Below are 16,245 nucleotides of genomic sequence, written 5' to 3' on the forward strand. Positions count from 1 at the left end.
TTCAGCGCTGCGTTTTGGTCGAAACACGTTCGAACGGCCAGTCTTCAATGATCGCGAGGCCGCCATTCGAATCGGCATCGTGGGCTGCGGTTCGCGCGGGCTGACCGTGCTCGAACGGCTCTGCGCGTTGGCTGGGCAGAGTGAGCGGCGGGTCGAGATTCATGTGTTCGACCCTCGCCAACCGGGGCCGGGACTGCACTCGGTGGAACAGCCCGACTGGTTGATGCTCAACACTGTGGCGTCGCAGATTTCCATGTTTCCCGACTCGGCTGCACTGGGTGGGCGCAGTGGGCGGCCGGGGCCGAATTTCTATGAATGGTGTCTGCGCTACAAGGCGACCGAACGCGTTGTCCGACCCAATGAATTCCTGCCTCGAGCGTGGTTGGGCGAATACCTGGCGTGGACGTATGAAGAGGTGATTCGAGCACTGCCGGAGCACATGCAGGTTATTCATCATGCTCGCACTGTGGATAACATCGAACACATGGACCTGGGTGGGTTCGTGTTGTCCGCCGATGACGGGCGCAGCCATCGCGTGGACTGGTTGTTGATCACCGTCGGGCATGCCGATTCGCCCCAGCCAGTGGACAACCTTTTCGGGACGACGCAACGTTTAGGAGCTTATCCACAGGCTCAAGCGATGAGCCGTATTTCTTCCACAGCCGCAGTGGGCATCGAGGGGTTGGGCCTGTCAGCCATGGATGCCGTGGCGAATCTGACAGTGGGGCGGGGAGGGCGCTTCGTCGAAGGGCCTGAAGGGCTCGATTATCAACCGTCTGGGCGGGAACCGCGCGTGTACATGTATTCGCGTAGCGGGCTGCCTTATCGCACGCGGCCTGACATCACACCTCATCGTGTCGGCGGTGCGCCACTGATATTCACCTTATCCACAGTGGCCGATCTTCGTGCGCGAAATCCCGATGGCCTCGACTTTGAAGCCCAGGTATTGCCGTTTATCAAAGCGGAAATGATCGCTGAATACTTCGGCATGGTGGCATCTTTGCGCGGCAAATCGTCCTTGCGTGTGAAATCTAAGATCGCGACGTCGTTTCTGCTGGGCGAAATGGGGGCCAAAGCTCAGGCGCTGTCGCAGGAATTCGGCGTGCCCATGCCTGATGAAAGCCTCTTCAATCCCCGACGCACCCAAGCGCCTGTGGATAATTATTCACAGTGGGTGCAAGCCTTCATTCAGGAGGATCTGAAGGAGAGCATCGCTGATCTGGATCACAGTCCGATCAAGGCGGCGGCTGAAGTCTGGAGAAGTTGCCGTGAACAACTGCGTCGTGTTGTGGATAACAACGGCTTGACTCCGGAATCTCATCGCGTGTTCTTTGATAAATATGCCCCGCTGGTCAACAGGATGGTCGCGGGTCCGCAAAAAGAGCGTCATCAGGAGTTGCTGGCGCTAGCGAAGGCTGGAATTGTGTACTGGGTTCACGGCTCCAAAGTTATGCACAACTCCAGGACCGGTGAAACCTCGATTCAGCAGTCAGACACCGAGATTATCTCGCTGGAGACAGTCATTTGCGCCCACGTCAGCGACAGCCGACGCAGTGATGCGCAGCCTGAAATTATTCGCCAATTACGCGAGAGCGGTATTATCCACAGCCTCAATGCCGAGGGTGAGGGCGTTAGGGTCAACAGTGAAGGAAAGGCGCAGCCCAATCTGTGGATAACCGGGCCTATGGTGGAGGGGTCGACGTACTACAACCATTACGTACCTTCGTCGGGGAGTTATTCACGGGCGTTCGTGGATGCCGACCGAATTGCGCGGGAGATGTTGGGGGTGGTGGTGACGGTGTGAATGCCGGTTCTGCCTGCTGCGCCTGCCGTTCGCTCAAAAGAGATGTTCTTGGCCCTTTTTCGTCTAGAAGGGCCTGTCTTTAATCGTATCCATCACTTGTTGCTCAATCAGCAGCCATTGGGCCGCGATGCTGCATCTTGCCTCGATCAGTTGTTGAATCACGTGAAAGTCTCTCAGCAGGTCCCTTGCGAAGATGGGTTCGTGATGAGCAATTCTGTTTCTGAGCATTCTGATAGAGTTCAAGTCGCCGAAAATTCTCTTCCGGTGTTCGGCGATGGTTTCTGTAGACATGAGGTTTGGCAGCACATGACGGAGGTGGGTATTCCAAATCCGGTCGTCGTGTCGGCTGGTGAACATCTTTTCCCAAAACACAAACTTGAGTTCAGCGATCACTTGTCCTGTTTTTTCCGTTCTCTGACGCACACATTGAAGATCCTTTAAGGCGTTGTAACCAGGCCCACTCTGCCGGGGGAGGCTTCGGTCAAACCCTGGATTCCACGGCCACTGTGGACCATGGACAGATTCAAGGGCGTCAGCGACCGCATTTCGCATCACCACTTCACAAATGTGGAGAGGGGTGAGAAATGCACCACAGATTCGTGCGTTCCACGCATACAGTTTCAATGCTGCTGAAATGTCGTGCCCCGCGGCCAAGGCGCGGGCTTCATACGTGGACATTCTTGATGGAGACAAAGCGGCTTTGACTGCGCATGATTTCTGCATTGACTGGTAAGACCTACATCCATATAGTTTCCGCACTAGCCACGGGATACGCGGGTGCCAGCACCTCCCCCCGAGGACAGACGAAGCAAAAAAGAACCCCGCCGTTGGCGGGGTTCTTCGTTTTCGGCGCCGAATTATACGCCCCTGTTTTTGGCCTCGATGGGGGAGAATCGCCCGATTTTCCATCGTGCCTTGTCAGACTTTTCCCTAACACCCTTTCCCCGCCCCAGCACATTTCAACCCCGCATTCCCCGGCAAATACTGCCGTCTGATGTTCTCCAGTTCTCCGCTGGCACGCAGGGTGTCGATGGCGCGATTGATCTGAGGCAGCCATTGCGCGAGTTCGGGTTGAAGTTTGATCACCAAGGGCGCTTCGCTGAGTTTGGCGCCTTGCTGGAACTGGGCGGGGTCCAGATGGTTGCTGGCGACCAATGCGTCGAAGATGTCGTCGACGATGGCGATGGCGTCGACGCGTCGGCTTTGCAACAGCTTGATCAGAGTGTCGTCCTGTGAGGTTTCCAGCCGTTCGATGCGGTGCATTTCAAGGGCCGGGTCCAGCGCCCAGTAGGTGTAGCCGCGCACCATGCCGACGGTGAGGTGGTTCATCTGCTCGATGGGGCGTTTGCGGTCGGGGTGGTCGGCGAGGAAGTACAGGTGCTCGTTGACACTTGAGTAGGGCTTGGAGAACACGAAATGACGCTGTTCTTCGGGGCTGTTCCAGATCAGCGCATCGGCGTAATTGAGGTCGATGTCGCCCTTTTGCAGCATTGATTGCAGGCGATTGACCGGGTAGGTCACGAACGTGACGTCGACCTTGGCAATTTGCATCACGCGCCGGGCGATGTCGACGGCCAGCCCCTGTAAATGGCCGTTGGCGTCTTCATAAGCGTAGGGCTTCCATTGCGCACTTCCGGCAACGTAGGGATCTGCCCACGCGGGCAACGCGCACAGGTAGAGCAAACACCCCATGATCAGTTTGCGTCCCATCCCCATACATTCCCTCGGTCATGGGTTCCCGTTAAAGGAGACCTAGCCTAGCAGCGGCAGATGTCCAGTATGTGTCGTAATGCCACTATTTGCCGAAGGATTCACGAAAAACCATGAAAAAAGCCCGCGCTGACAGAGCCAGGCGGGCTTCGGGTGATTGGGACGTTCAGGATCCAGGGCTCAGGCGAATGATTTTCGGGAACTCGGTCAACGTGACCGGGGCGCTGCATTGATCGCCATTGCAGTTCCATTGCTGCCCGCTGTTAGCCATTCCCCGATCCGGCTTTTGGGTGTCGAGCATTCGCAGCGGGCCGTTGTCCATGGCGCTGGCATCGACACTCTCCAGGCGTTCACGCCCTGAGGCCCACGCCACCAGAATCCGCTCGTGGCCGTCGGTGAATGCCAGTTTGTAGACATTGTCGGTTTGCAGGCTGTGTGCAGCGTCGTAGCTGAAGTCACTCAGGTACGGACTGATGGCCTTGAGCACGGCGTAAGCGGGTTTTGGATTCAGGTCGATGTCGAGCAAGCCGAAGTTGTGCTCCTGATCGTCCCTTTTCGTGCCGTCGTTGATCAGGTCGTACCACCACATGCCTTTGATGTTGGGGAGGGTGCGCGCCAGGAAATACGCCCGCGCCAGATATGCAGCTTGACGAGGCGTATCGACGCCGCAGTTGCCTTCGTGGCTGGGCCAGCTCATTTCCGTCAGGTACAGCGGCACCTGTTTGCCTGCTTTGGCGCTGATGCTGCGATCCACGCCTCGCATCCACTCGATCCAGCTTTCTGGCGTGTTTCGATCGCGGCCTTCGCAATGCACGTAAGGGTGCAGCGAAATCCCGTCCGCGTACTTGAGCACGCCGCCTGCGACGATCCGATCGATGAACCCGGCTTTGATACCCGCCGTGGTGGCCGCGCCCGCCAGCACTTTGGCCTGTGGATTGTTTTTGCGAATGATGGGTGCGGCGTCCCGTACCAAGGCCACGTAGTCGCTGCTCAGTCGCGGGTCGGACGGCCCGTCGACATCCCATTCGTTCCACACTTCATAGAACTTCACCGGGTTGCCCAATTGGCGAGTGATGTAGTCGACGTAGTTCAGGTAAGGGATTTTCACCTCGGGTTTGCGCGGCTTGGCGCCTCCCGTGAACACCGATCCATAGCCGAGGATGATCATCGGGTTCAGGTTCAGCCCTCCCGCCTTGGCCATCCATTGGCGCCATTGCGGGACGACGCGCAGTTGGCCGCGGATCGGTTCGGCGGTAGACCAGAATGCGTCATCCCGGATCGAACTCGCGCCCGCGATGCTCGCCAGTTCCAGGCTGCGCAGCGGCTGGTTCGGGTTGTTCATCGAATGGGTGGCGACGCCCACGATGAAAGGGTCTGCCACGGCAACGCCAGCGCCGAAAAGGCAGGACAGTAACAGCAGGCCTACGCGGCCAATACTCAATGCGCTCATGCGGGAAATGCTCTTCAGCTCAAACCTGGCAGGCCGCGCCACTGGGCGGCCTCAACTGGCTTTGGGGCACTGGCTTTGAACTGATATCTCGCTGCCAGCGCGTGTCCGATGGCCATGCCGAGAAACAGGTTGGCGAGGGTCACTTCCAGCGTGTCCGTGGTCCAGCTGACGATGCAGATGCAGAACCCGGTCGCCAGCATCGCCCGCCCGTAACGCGTGGTGCTGTTCGCGAGGGTGATGAACAGCGGGATATGCAAGGCATAGAGAAACAACCCGGCCACACCAAAGATTGCCCACAGGTAGACCACGGTGCTGTCGGAAATGGCGAACAGGTCCGCGCCCGGAATGGGGTATGCCGCGACCGAACTGCCCACCAGCCCAAAGCCTGCGCCTGTGTATTCGCGGTCTTCACGAATCAGCTCGTTGATCACGGTTGGCCAGGTGTTGACGAGCCGGTCGTAGATCGATGACAACGAGCTGGCGGCTGACACCTTGTTCGGGTCGAAATCGAACATCATCGCCGCGAACGGCAGCGACATGCCCAGTAGCACGGCGAAGACAATCGCGCCCCGGGTGGTCCAGCGAAATTGCAGAATCATCATCAGCCCTGCCGCCCCGGCCAGCGCCAAGACCGGTGCCTTGCTGGTGGTCAGCACCACGCCTGCCAGCCCCACGGCAAAGATGCCCAGCGCCAGGAGTCGGGAGCGCACGGTCGCCATCAGGTACAGGCTGAAAATCGAAATGATGATCGCCAGTGCACTGGAAATCCGCGCAAAGCCCGCAGGCCGGTCGGCGTCCTCGGAGGCCCAACTGGTATTGGCGCTCAATTCGGTGCCGCCGATGGAGTAGCTATAACCCTTCCACGGCAGATTGGAGTATTTGTCCAGCGCCAGCCCCGCCAGCGAGGCACCGAGGGCAAACACAATCGCCCACATGAACAAGCGCTTGTGACGAATGATTTGATCACCGCAGGTCAGCCCGAACAACAACGGGGCAATGCCATAGAGCGCGAACGCAAAATTACCGAAGCCCGCGCCATTGAGCGTCGCCCAGGCCGCTGACAGCAGCAGCGCGATGAAACTCAGCCACAGCGCAGGTCCTGCCTTGAAACTGCGCAGTTCCAGCGCGAAGAACAGCAAACAGGCGACTTTCGGCACGTAGAGCAAAACCGACACTCCGGCCTTGTCCAGATAAAACCGTAGCGCGCCGGAAAAGGTCTCGACAAGGATCAGACTGATCGCGACGACGACAATGGCAGTGGATTTGTCGAACGACATGATCGAAGGCTTTTCAACGTAAACGGGGGAAGGCGACATCATGGTTACAGCCCCTCTGGAGCGCTGGAAGTGATCGGCAGGCGCAGCAGCGAACAGGAAAGTGAGATCTGTGAGGCAAAGCTACCGCTCATCGAAGTCGGCGCAGGCCGTCGATTGGGGTAGAAGTCGTTGTGTGTTGGAGGGCCGTTGCGGGAGGGAGTGGCCGTGAAAGGTCCCTCTGGAACGGCGTGACAGGGGATATATCAGCCTCAGAATTTGGGGCTGTCAATCAAATAGTCAAATTTTCGGACAGTTGTCAGAGATCAATAAATTCGTGTGTTGTAACTTATTGAATTTATTGAATGCGTAAAAATTGACGCTATTAAACAGAAGAAAAAATGAGTCATAGCCCAAGCTGTCTATGACTCATTTTTGTAACAGGTAGATTGCCTGTCGTCGTTATCGGAATTTTGACGACCCCTGTGGGAGCGAATCACCTTTTGCCGCGGTATCAGGTGTACTTGCGCTTATCCGGCGCAGGCGGGAAGTACTGGTACAGCCACGTCTCGCTCAAGGTCCGGTCGCCGGTCTTGATGAACATGCGCATTTCCACCGGGTCGACCGAGTCGTTGGTCGGGTACCAGTCGAAGGTCACGCGGAAGCCCTTGATGTCCGGCAGTACGAGTACGTTGAAGTCCTGCACCTTGCCATTGGAAACCGTGACCACCGGCTCGATGCCAGCGCCTTCGGGCAGTCGATCGATCCCGCCGCCGTTGAAGTCGACGGCAAAACGCCGTGCCCAGACGTCCGGGTAATGCTCGCCCGGTGCCCAGCCTTCGATGAAACCGCCCATGCCCGAGCGGGTCGCGTGGACTTGTGCCAGCGGCGTGCTCACCGGCGGCAGCGGGCTCCAGTAGAGTTTGTAGCCGTAGTTCATCGACATTCCGGCTTTGACCGGCACTTTCGGGTTCCAGAACGCGACGATATTGTCCAGCGTCTCGCCCGTGGTCGGCAGTTCCAGCAGGTCAATGGAGCCTTCGCCCCACGGTGTGGTCGGCTCGACCCACAGGCTTGGCCTGCGGTGGTACCAGTCGACCGTGTCTTGGTAGGTCTTGAAGTCGTGGTCGGTTTGCACCAGGCCGAAGCCTTTCGGATCTTTGTCGGCGAAGGCGTTGAATTGCAGCTTGGCCGGGTTGTTCAGCGGGCGGCAGATCCACTCGCCGTTGCCGCGCCACATCGCCAGACGGTCCGAGTCATGGATTTCGGGGTGAATCGTGTCGCACATGCGACGCTCATGGGTGCCGCAACTGAACATGCTGGTCATGGTCGCAATACCCAACTGCTCAATGTCGGCGCGAGCGTTGATGTGCGCGTCGATGTCCATGACCACGCGTTCGGCCTGGCAGTCGATGTCGAAGCGATAGGCGCCCGTGGCGCTCGGCGAATCCAGCAGCGCGTAGACCACGAAGCGGGTGGCGTCCTTGGTCGGTTTCTCGAACCAGAACTTGGTGAAGTCGGGAAACTCTTCCGGCTTGTGCGCATAGGTGTCGATGGCCAGACCGCGGGCGGACAGTCCGTATTGCTTGTTGCTGTCGATGGCGCGGAAGTAGCTGGCGCCGAGGAACGAAAGTATGTCGTTGATGGCGATTTCCGGGGCCTTGAACAGTTTGAAACCGGCAAAGCCCAGGTCGCCTTTGAGCTGGCTTTGATCGATGCGACTGGCTTCATAGTTGAACAACTCTGGGCGGAAATGCACTTCGCGCGCCTGGTTTGTTGCCGGGTCGACGCTGTACATGCGCACCGGGGTTTTGAAACCTGCGCCGACATGGAAGAAATGCACGTCCAACTGGCCTTTCACGTCGTTCCAAAGGGAATGGCCAGCGTCGTATTTGATCGCGTTGAATTGTTGCGGTGTCATGTTCGCCAGGGTTGGCGGCAGGTTCTGCTTGGTGCTGACGTAGGATTTGGCCGCCATTTGCTTGGCGAGGTCTTGCAAGGTCTTGAAGTCGAAATGTTCGATGTCGCCGTCTGCTGCTGCCGCCAAGGCACGTGCTGCGTAGAGACCCGAGGCGGGCAGCACGCTATAGGCTGCCAGCGCCATGGAAGCTTTCAGTAGATTCCTGCGATTCATAAGGTGAAGCCTCTGAAGAAATGCTGTGCCTTCCTGCACATGGACGTGCGCTTTCCCAATCCTTGCCGAACGCAAATTACCAACAACACAGATAACAATCTCGGCATCTTGTTCGCAAAAAAGAGAAAAAATCGTTTCAGGGCACTTCGTGCGAAGCTTCAATAGGTTGCCAATGGTGTGTTCAGGTTTGTTGAACAAACGCCAGCCGTGCGGCGAATCCAATCAGCAAGCTGCCAAACAGCCACTGCTGGACCCGTTGCGCTGTTTCGCTGTGTGCCAGCCAGTGGCCGATCCAGCCTCCGGCCATGGCGTAGACGCTGTCGAACGACAGGCCGATCACCACCAGGATCACCCCCAATTCAGCGAACTGCACGGGCACAGACCCGATCCGGGGATCGATGAACTGCGGCAGCAGCACCGAACAGAACAGCAGCGCCTTGGGGTTGAGCAGATTGGTCAGCAGGCCACGCAGGATCGCCGTTTGCCAGCCGATCGCCTGATCAGCGGTCCTGGTGGTGTGCAGAGCGCCTGCCGCGCCCGGTTTGAACATCTTCAGTCCCAGCCAGAACAGGTAGGCAGCGCCCACACCTCGCACCACGTCGAATGCCCAGGGGGACACTTTGAGCAGTGCCGCCAGACCGAAGGCTGCCAATGCGACGTGGCAACCTCGGGCGATGGCCAGTCCCAGTGCAGTGGCCAGGGCTTTGCTTCGTCCATGGCGTGCGCCGGTTTGCAGCAACAGAATCATGTCGGGTCCCGGCACCAGCAGGATCATCGACAGGGCCACGATAAACAGCGCGATGTTTTCCATTATTCGGCTCTCAGGGCAGGGATTCGGAGAGAAAATTCTATGGCCGAAGGGCAGGGCAGGTGCTTGCGTGTTTGACCCTTGAAAGCCTTAGTATTGGCAGCTTCTGCTTCTATAGCTGCCTGAAAGGTGTCTGATATGCCAAACCATCCGAATGTGAGACTGGATGCCTACGACCGCCGCATCCTCAACGCGCTGCAACGCGATGGTCGCTTGACCAACGTGCAACTGGCCGATGAGATCGGACTGTCGGCTTCGCCCTGCTTGCGCCGGGTTCGGCATTTGGAAGAAGCGGGCGTCATTCGGGGTTATCAGGCAACGCTGGATGCCGATGCATTGGGGCTGGGGCTGACGGTGTTCATTGGGGTGAAGGTGGACCGCCATCACGAAGAAGAAGCGCAGAAATTTCATCAGGCGGTGTCGGCGTTGCCTGAGGTCATCTCGGCGTATCTGGTGTCGGGCGAGTCGGATTTTCTCCTGCAAGTAGTCGTCCCGGACCTGCGCAGCTACGACCGTTTTCTCAGCGAGACGTTATTGAAAATGCCAAGCGTGCGGGACATTCGCAGCAACTTTGCGATTCGCACGCTCAAGCCCCAAGGGCCACTGCCGTTGGGGCATTTGCCGGTTTAAGGCGGTGAGCACTCTGTAGCAGCACGAGTTGCCGGCGGCGGCGATTTCATATGCGCGACCGTCGGCAAGCCGTGCTGCCACAAAAGGGATGTCCGCGAACCAATCACGCTTGCGTCGTATGCCCACCCGCACCCATCGCCGCCTGGCGCAACGCTTCGGAGCGGGTCGGATGTGGATGGCAGGTCAATGCCACATCTTCTGCCGACGCCGCGAACTCCATCGCCACGCAATACTCGGCAATCATCTCGCTGACACTCGGGCCGACCAGGTGCACGCCGAGGATTTCGTCGGTTTTTTCATCGGCCAGTACTTTGGCGAAGCCGTCGCTCTCGTGATTGACCTTGGCCCGGCTGTTGGCGCTGAACGGGAATTTGCCCACTTTGTAGGCGCGGCCTTCCTCCTTCAATTGCTCCTCGGTCTTACCGACACTGGCCATTTCCGGTCGGGTGTAGATGACGTTGGGGATCAGGTTGTAATTGAGTTCGCCCTTCTTGCCGATGATGCGTTCCACACACACCGCCGCTTCATCTTCGGCCTTGTGCGCGAGCATGGGGCCTGAGGTCACGTCGCCGATCACCCAGATGCCGTCTACCGCCGTGCGATGGCCCTTGTTGGCCAGCCCGCCGCGCTTGTCCACTTCCAGCCCGACGGTTTCCAGACCCAGGCCTTTGGTCACTGGACGTCGGCCGATGGAGACCAGCACGTAGTCCGCTTCGATCACCTCGGCCTCGCCACCTGCTGCGGGTTCGACGGTCAGGCTCACGCCAGAATCGCTCGTGACGGCAGAGGTCACTTTGGAACTGAGTTTGAAGTTCATGCCCTGACGCGACAGCGAGCGGTGCAGTGTTTTGCCGGTTTCCAGGTCCGAGCCGTGGGCGACGTGATCAAGGAACTCAACCACGGTCACTTTGGCGCCCAGCCGACGCCAGACCGAACCCAACTCCAGACCGATGACGCCCGCGCCGATGACCACCAGATGCTTGGGCACTTCGCTCAGGGACAGCGCGCCAGTTGAGTCGAGGATGCGCTGGTTGTCGATGGTCACGCCCGGCAGTGGCGTAGGTTCGGAACCGGTGGCGATGATGATGTCTTTGGCAGTCAGCTCGGTTTCAGCGCCGCTGGCGTCGGTGACGATGACCTTGCCAGGCCCGGCGAGGCGCCCCCAGCCCTTGACCCACTCGGCTTTGTACTTGCGAAACAGAAACTCGATGCCCTTGGTCAGCCCGGTCACGCTCTCGACTTTCTGCGCCATCATTTGCGCCAGGTTCAAGGTGGGTGTGACCTCAATGCCCAGCTTTTTGAACTCGTCTCCAGTGGCGGCTTCGTACAGCTCGGAGGCATGCAGGAGTGATTTGGAAGGGATGCAGCCTACGTTCAGGCACGTCCCGCCCAAGGTCTCGCGGCCCTCGATGCAGGCGACCTTCAAGCCTTTTTGCCCCGCGTGGATGGCTGCGTTATAACCGCCTGGGCCGCCGCCAATGACGACAACGTCGTAGTGACTCATGAACGTACTCCTGAATGAAGAATCGACAGTGGAGGGAAGCGTAGACGTCCCTTCACAAATGTTCTGAAAGATCACAATCAGTAAAATTACGGCTGTAATATCTGGTCATGATTAAGCTGAGGTCAAGCCCTGTCCATTTCAAGGGCTATCGAGCCAGCAGAAAATGACCTGTGGATAAGATGTACACAGCTTGTGTGTAAAGCTGTTGAAACAGTTCGTTCACTCTGATGCGTAAGCTTTGGCCGAAGGCGCCGTGACCGGTTTCGTCACTTCCGCTACCGCCCGCCGGATGCGATTGAAAATGGTCACCAGCAGCAGAATGGCCATGATCGCCAGGGTGATATTGATCGGCGCAGTCAGCACGTAACCCGAGCTGATTCCGACCCCGAAAATCGCAAAACACAGCATCCGGACGTGGCTGTTCATCGGCCCGTCGCGACGCCGTGACGCCTTGATCAATGGCCCGAGCAGACCGGCAAATTCGCTAAAAATCGCCAGCAACGTCACCAGCAAAACCAGCAGCAGGCTTACCTTGGGAATGACTGCAAACGGCAGAAACAGAGCGGTTTCTGCAATCACACGGCTGAGCTCGTTGGCGCAGTTGCCGAGTCGGGAGTGTTGACCGAATTCGCTGATCAGCGACGCTTCGACTGCGTTGAACAGCATGCGAATCAGTATCCAGATCGGGATCAGTATGAAAATCCAGTCGTTGAGCGCGAACGCGGCGACCAGCACGCCGACGGCCACTGAAATCAGCCCTGCACACAGGGTGACGTGAATGGCGCGCACACCGTCGTCGAACAGGGTTTTGGCGAGGGGGTGCAGGCATTTTTGCAGCCAGGTGTTGAGCATGATCGTGGCCCCCGTTGCCTGTGGATAACTATTCGGGAGCATAGTGCAGTTTTCGCGTGACGCAGATCCCTGTGGGAGGAATCGGGCCTGGGGCGTGAAGGGTCGCGCTACGGGCTGGAGGATTACCTGGAAATCAAATACCTGCTGATGGGTGATTTGTAGTCGGTGATCGTTCCCACGCTCCGCGTGGGAACGATCAATGTGTATGGAAATTTCTGGTTTCGCTTCTCCGTCAATAACAATAACTGGAGGCAAACATGTCTGTTCAACCGGTCCAAATCGATGATCTGCCCATCGGTAAATTCCACATCAAAATCGCGGGCCTGACGTTTGGCGCACATTTCACCGATGGCTACATTCTGGCCTGATCGGCATCGCGTTCACGTTGCTCAGCCCCCAGCTTCAACTGGACGCCTTCTGGCAGGGGCTGATCGGGGCGTCGGCGCTGATCGGTCTGTTTCTCGGTAGCCTGTTTTTCGGCTGGATTTCCGACCGGCTGGGACGCCAGAAGATCTTCCTCGTCAGTTTCGTGTTGATCACCCTCGCCTCAGTCATGCAGTTCTACGCCGAAACCGCGATGCAACTGTTCCTCTGTCGGGTGTTGATCGGCATTGGTCTGGGCGCCGGAGACCCAGGCGTTGACGTTGAATCAGGCGTGTTCGGTGAAGGAGGAAGGCGAAGCCTCTGTTGCGACTCCAAAGGTTGTGCTCGGTTCTCAGATTTGAGGTGATTCCTTGTGGGAGATTCTATGGTGTCTGATCAATTGCTTTCGCCACCAAGGCGGCTCCCACAGTGATCGCGTCGAATCCAGATTTTTCGTTCGGCGCTGAACCTGTGGGAGCCGGCTTGCTGGCGAAAGTGCCGTGCCAGGCAGCATTTCGTTGTCGGATGTACCGTTTTCGCCACAAAGGCTCCCACAATGGTTGAAATCACGGGTTACTCACCAAACTCAACCACTCGGTAAATAACTGCACCTTCGACAACCCCTGCTTGTCATTGGGTACGTCGAGCCAATAACCGTACGGGCCGATCACTTCCACGGGGGGGGATCGGCAGCAGGCTGCCGTTGGCCAGTTCGCGCTCGATCATTTGCCGGTCGATGACGGCCAGCCCACCGCCTGCCAACGCGGTGTTGATCACCTGATCCAAGGTACTGAACTCGATGCCCTGAGTTGCATCGACATCGATTCTTCCCACTGCACTCAACCAGTTTTCCCACACCTTCAGTCGTTTGCCTTCGTGCAGGATGTGCAGCAACGGAAAGCGGCGCAGGTCTGGTGCTTCGCCGTTTTCGAACAGTTCCGGGCTGGCCACGGCGATGTGCCGCTCCATCACCAGCAACTGGCTCTGGCAATGGGTATCCGCTTCCAGCCCGAAGCGAATGTGACAATCCACGTCGGCATACCCCTCATGACTGGCCTGATTGGTCACGCTGAGGCTGATCTCGGGATAGCGTTGCACGAAGGTGCGCAATTGCACCGATAGCCAGCGGGTGGCCCAGGTCGGCGGCGCGAGGATACGCAGCCGCTGGCGCAAATTCGGCACCCGCACCGATTGCAGGGCGCGTTCGATGTGATCGAATGCTTGAGCCAGATTCGGTGACAGCGCAGCGCCCGATTCGGTCAGCGACAAGCCGCGAGGCGTGCGAATGAAAAGGGTGACGCCCAGATAGTCTTCGAGCTGTTTGATTTGTCGGCTGATGGCGCCCTGGGTCACGTTCAGCGACTCGGCGGCCTTGCTGAAACTGCGATGGCGTGCGACTTCTTCGAAGATGCGCAAGGTGTTCAGCGAAGGCAATTGACGCATGTGACGGCTCCAGCGCTGATCCGTGAAGCAGCGAGCGATGTTGTTTTTGTGGGCATTCGATAGCGCGTATCTGACGCGGTTGCGCAGGGTGGCGCAAGGGCTGCGCGGCAAAAACGCGGCCCTTGTTCGTCCGATGGGGGGCTAACCTGTCTGATGGCTGTCTGGGTGAAGAATTCGTCATGTTCGTAGGCGAGAACCAGACGAAAATTTCACGGCGCGTGTTATACCGTAACGCCTCATAAAACAGTGTTGCGGGATGTTTATTCCGCAGATTCGGCAGGTCGAGTGATGAGTTCAGCGTTCAGCAAATTCTGGAGTGTCGATGCGGGTTGATCTGGATGTCGAAGGTGCAGCGCCTGCAAGCCTGCCCAGGTTTCAGCGCGCGAGCTTTCAGGTGCGTCGGCTGTCGCGATTGACCTACGTACTGGGCGCGATGGGCGTGATGGGCCTGGTGGTTTCGCTGTTCGTCGATCTGTTCTCTCCTAATTCTCTGTGGACTGCTGTGCTGACCAACAGCGCGGCGAGCCTATTGGTGCTCGCTTCTGCGTTGCAGTCTGCGCAGATCGTGGCGCTTTGGCGATCTCACGTGCTGGCCCCTGATGACGTCGAAGTCATGGCCGACGAGAATGCCGTTGCCGAAGAGCAGGGCTGGTACGACCGCCTGTTGGGACGTATCGGCGGGGCAGGGACCTCGATGGTCGGCCAGATCGGCGTGCCGGTATTCTGGCTGGCGGGGTGGTCGTTGCTGGCGTTGATCAGCATTGGCCTGGTCTGGAATTTCACCCTTGTCGGCAGCAACGTCGGCCTGATCGGCAACGTGGTCGGTGGCCTCCTGTTATTGATCGGCTTTGGCCTGCTGGTGCTGGAGCGGCAGTTCAGCAACGAGTCCGAAGCGAGCTGGCCCGAGTCCGAGCAATTGGCGCAGATCGCGCGGGCGGCCATTGGCACGTTGTTGGTCGCGGCGTTCTGCCTGTTCTTCTCCTCGGTTGATCGGGTCTGGCCTGCGCGTCTGGCGGTGCTGATCGGCCTGTTGCCGGGGCTGGTGGCGGTCGAACTGTTGATCCGCGCCCTGCTATCGATCTTCAGCCCGCGCAACGAGCGCCTTGAGCCGCGTCTTGTGGCCAGCAGCTTCATCGCCGGCCTCCTGCGTTGGCCACCGCGTCCGTTGACAGCGTTGCAGAACGAATTGCACAACCGTTTTGGCATCGACCTTCGGCAAGTCTGGGCGTTTACCTACATGCGTCGGGCATTTCTGCCTGTGCTGGCGGTGATCGTAGCTCTCGGTTGGCTGCTCAGTGGTGTACATGAAATCCCGATGCAGGGGCGGGGCATCTACGAACGTTTCGGCAAGCCGGTCGAGGTATTGGGGCCGGGGCTACACGCCGGGCTGCCATGGCCGTTTGGCACAGTGCTCCCGGTAGAGAATGGAGTGGTGCATGAGCTGGCGACCAGCGTCTCTGAGGGTGCCAGCACTGAACAGACCCTCGACCCCGCCGAAGGTCCGCCGCCCACTGTTGCCAACCGCCTGTGGGACGCCACTCACATCAACGACAAATCCCAAGTGATCGCCAGCGGTTCGGGCGACAAGCAGAGCTTTCAGATCGTCAACATGGACGTGCGCTTCGTCTACCGCATTGGCCTGGACGATCAGGCGGCCATGGCTGCGACCTACAACAGCGCCGACATTCCGAGTCTGATTCGCAGCACCGCCAGCCGCGTATTGGTGCACGATTTTGCCTCGCGGACCCTCGACGAATTGCTCGGTGAGCAGCGCACCGATCTGGCCGCCGATATCGGCAGCGCCGTCGCACGGGACCTGAAAAAACTCGACAGCGGTGTGGAAATTCTCGCGACGGTCGTCGAGTCGATTCATCCGCCCGCCGGTGCTGCCAATGCTTACCATGCCGTACAGGCCGCGCAAATCAGTGCGCAATCCTTGATTGCCCGTGAGCGTGGTGCGGCGGCGGATCAGGCCAACCTCGCCCAACTGCACGCCAGCATCGCCCACGATCAGGCCGCAGCGACGTCTCGCGAAGTCATGGCCACCGCGCAAAGTGCCGATCTGCGCTTCAGCGCCGAGCAACAGGGCTACGCCAAGGCCGGTCAGGCGTTTCTGCTGGAGCAGTACCTGAGCCAACTGACCCAAGGCATGACCCACGCCAAATTGCTGGTGCTGGATCATCGTCTGGGTGGCGGCAGCGCGCCGACCATCGATCTGCGTTCTTTCACTCTTCCGGTCGACCCCGCCACGTCGCCCAAATCAGCCGAACAGCCAGTGGCTGAATAAGGAGTCG

12 protein-coding genes and 3 pseudogenes are annotated in these 16,245 nt (G+C 58.6%); 5 read left to right on the forward strand and 10 right to left on the reverse strand.

Features of this window, described 5'->3' with window-relative positions; all coding sequences use genetic code 11:
• Position 1 precedes the first annotated feature (1 nt).
• Complete coding sequence (locus tag ACI5GA_RS16330) at positions 2-163, reverse strand: hypothetical protein (RefSeq protein WP_404635722.1); 162 nt, start codon at positions 161-163, stop codon at positions 2-4.
• Here ACI5GA_RS16330 and ACI5GA_RS16335 point away from each other — a divergent pair.
• Positions 107-1,804 (forward strand): FAD/NAD(P)-binding protein, encoded by a 1,698-nt coding sequence (locus tag ACI5GA_RS16335; protein ID WP_421425485.1) that lies wholly within the window; start codon positions 107-109, stop codon positions 1,802-1,804. The genes ACI5GA_RS16330 and ACI5GA_RS16335 overlap by 57 nt on opposite strands.
• Before the next feature lie 63 nt (positions 1,805-1,867).
• On the opposite strand, the gene ACI5GA_RS16340 is transcribed toward ACI5GA_RS16335, so the two are convergent.
• The 6 genes from ACI5GA_RS16340 to ACI5GA_RS16365 all read right to left on the reverse strand — a co-directional run bounded on the left by ACI5GA_RS16340 (position 1,868) and on the right by ACI5GA_RS16365 (position 9,162).
• Positions 1,868-2,527, reverse strand: coding sequence for a hypothetical protein (locus tag ACI5GA_RS16340; protein WP_421423407.1), 660 nt, complete (start codon positions 2,525-2,527; stop codon positions 1,868-1,870).
• Between the two features lie 207 nt (positions 2,528-2,734).
• Positions 2,735-3,514, reverse strand: a complete 780-nt coding sequence (locus ACI5GA_RS16345) for a substrate-binding periplasmic protein (RefSeq protein WP_421423409.1) — start codon at positions 3,512-3,514, stop codon at positions 2,735-2,737.
• Between the two features lie 166 nt (positions 3,515-3,680).
• Entirely contained in the window at positions 3,681-4,973 is a 1,293-nt protein-coding gene (locus ACI5GA_RS16350) for a hypothetical protein (protein WP_421425486.1), read from the reverse strand.
• A gap of 5 nt (positions 4,974-4,978) precedes the next feature.
• Positions 4,979-6,283: a hypothetical protein gene (locus ACI5GA_RS16355; protein WP_421423411.1), complete on the reverse strand. Its 1,305-nt coding sequence runs from the start codon at positions 6,281-6,283 to the stop codon at positions 4,979-4,981.
• Positions 6,284-6,731: 448 nt separating this feature from the next.
• Positions 6,732-8,351 carry a glucan biosynthesis protein D gene (locus ACI5GA_RS16360; protein WP_421423413.1) on the reverse strand — a complete coding sequence of 540 codons (1,620 nt, stop codon included), beginning with the start codon at positions 8,349-8,351 and terminating at the stop codon, positions 6,732-6,734.
• Positions 8,352-8,532: 181 nt separating this feature from the next.
• The gene (locus ACI5GA_RS16365; RefSeq protein ID WP_421423415.1) at positions 8,533-9,162 is read right to left on the reverse strand and encodes a LysE family translocator; all 630 of its coding nucleotides are present in this window, start codon (positions 9,160-9,162) and stop codon (positions 8,533-8,535) included.
• A gap of 153 nt (positions 9,163-9,315) precedes the next feature.
• Here ACI5GA_RS16365 and ACI5GA_RS16370 point away from each other — a divergent pair, with 153 nt between their 5' ends.
• Positions 9,316-9,789, forward strand: a complete 474-nt coding sequence (locus tag ACI5GA_RS16370) for an Lrp/AsnC family transcriptional regulator (protein ID WP_421425487.1) — start codon at positions 9,316-9,318, stop codon at positions 9,787-9,789.
• Between the two features lie 103 nt (positions 9,790-9,892).
• On the opposite strand, the gene lpdA is transcribed toward ACI5GA_RS16370, so the two are convergent.
• Entirely contained in the window at positions 9,893-11,293 is a 1,401-nt protein-coding gene (gene lpdA / locus ACI5GA_RS16375) for a dihydrolipoyl dehydrogenase (protein WP_421423417.1), read from the reverse strand.
• Positions 11,294-11,512: 219 nt separating this feature from the next.
• Positions 11,513-12,145 carry a CDP-alcohol phosphatidyltransferase family protein gene (locus tag ACI5GA_RS16380; protein ID WP_404635636.1) on the reverse strand — a complete coding sequence of 211 codons (633 nt, stop codon included), beginning with the start codon at positions 12,143-12,145 and terminating at the stop codon, positions 11,513-11,515.
• An 81-nt stretch (positions 12,146-12,226) separates the two neighbouring features.
• Between ACI5GA_RS16380 and ACI5GA_RS16385 the strand changes: the two are divergent.
• Positions 12,227-12,307: pseudogene (locus ACI5GA_RS16385) on the forward strand (hypothetical protein); the annotation flags it as partial.
• Between the two features lie 95 nt (positions 12,308-12,402).
• Positions 12,403-12,767, forward strand: a pseudogene (locus ACI5GA_RS16390) (MFS transporter); the annotation flags it as partial.
• A gap of 307 nt (positions 12,768-13,074) precedes the next feature.
• Here the strand turns inward: ACI5GA_RS16390 and ACI5GA_RS16395 are convergent.
• A pseudogene (locus tag ACI5GA_RS16395) lies at positions 13,075-13,951 on the reverse strand (LysR substrate-binding domain-containing protein).
• Between the two features lie 322 nt (positions 13,952-14,273).
• Between ACI5GA_RS16395 and hflK the strand changes: the two are divergent.
• Positions 14,274-16,238: a protease modulator HflK gene (gene hflK, locus ACI5GA_RS16400; RefSeq protein ID WP_421423420.1), complete on the forward strand. Its 1,965-nt coding sequence runs from the start codon at positions 14,274-14,276 to the stop codon at positions 16,236-16,238.
• Positions 16,239-16,245: the final 7 nt, after the last annotated feature.

Origin of the sequence: Pseudomonas sp. Pseu.R1 (assembly GCF_045764065.1) — a bacterium.
Taxonomy (GTDB): domain Bacteria; phylum Pseudomonadota; class Gammaproteobacteria; order Pseudomonadales; family Pseudomonadaceae; genus Aquipseudomonas.

What these genes read in the sequence shown, in the direction of transcription:
- ACI5GA_RS16330 (WP_404635722.1), bottom strand. Translation starts at nt 163, where the DNA reads ATGAATCTCGACCCGCCGCTCACTCTGCCCAGCCAACGCGCAGAGCCG.
- ACI5GA_RS16340 (WP_421423407.1), bottom strand. Translation starts at nt 2,527, where the DNA reads ATGCAGAAATCATGCGCAGTCAAAGCCGCTTTGTCTCCATCAAGAATG.
- ACI5GA_RS16345 (WP_421423409.1), bottom strand. Translation starts at nt 3,514, where the DNA reads ATGGGACGCAAACTGATCATGGGGTGTTTGCTCTACCTGTGCGCGTTG.
- ACI5GA_RS16355 (WP_421423411.1), bottom strand. Translation starts at nt 6,283, where the DNA reads ATGATGTCGCCTTCCCCCGTTTACGTTGAAAAGCCTTCGATCATGTCG.
- ACI5GA_RS16360 (WP_421423413.1), bottom strand. Translation starts at nt 8,351, where the DNA reads ATGAATCGCAGGAATCTACTGAAAGCTTCCATGGCGCTGGCAGCCTAT.
- ACI5GA_RS16365 (WP_421423415.1), bottom strand. Translation starts at nt 9,162, where the DNA reads ATGGAAAACATCGCGCTGTTTATCGTGGCCCTGTCGATGATCCTGCTG.
- lpdA (WP_421423417.1), bottom strand. Translation starts at nt 11,293, where the DNA reads ATGAGTCACTACGACGTTGTCGTCATTGGCGGCGGCCCAGGCGGTTAT.
- ACI5GA_RS16380 (WP_404635636.1), bottom strand. Translation starts at nt 12,145, where the DNA reads ATGCTCAACACCTGGCTGCAAAAATGCCTGCACCCCCTCGCCAAAACC.
- hflK (WP_421423420.1), top strand. Translation starts at nt 14,274, where the DNA reads ATGCGGGTTGATCTGGATGTCGAAGGTGCAGCGCCTGCAAGCCTGCCC.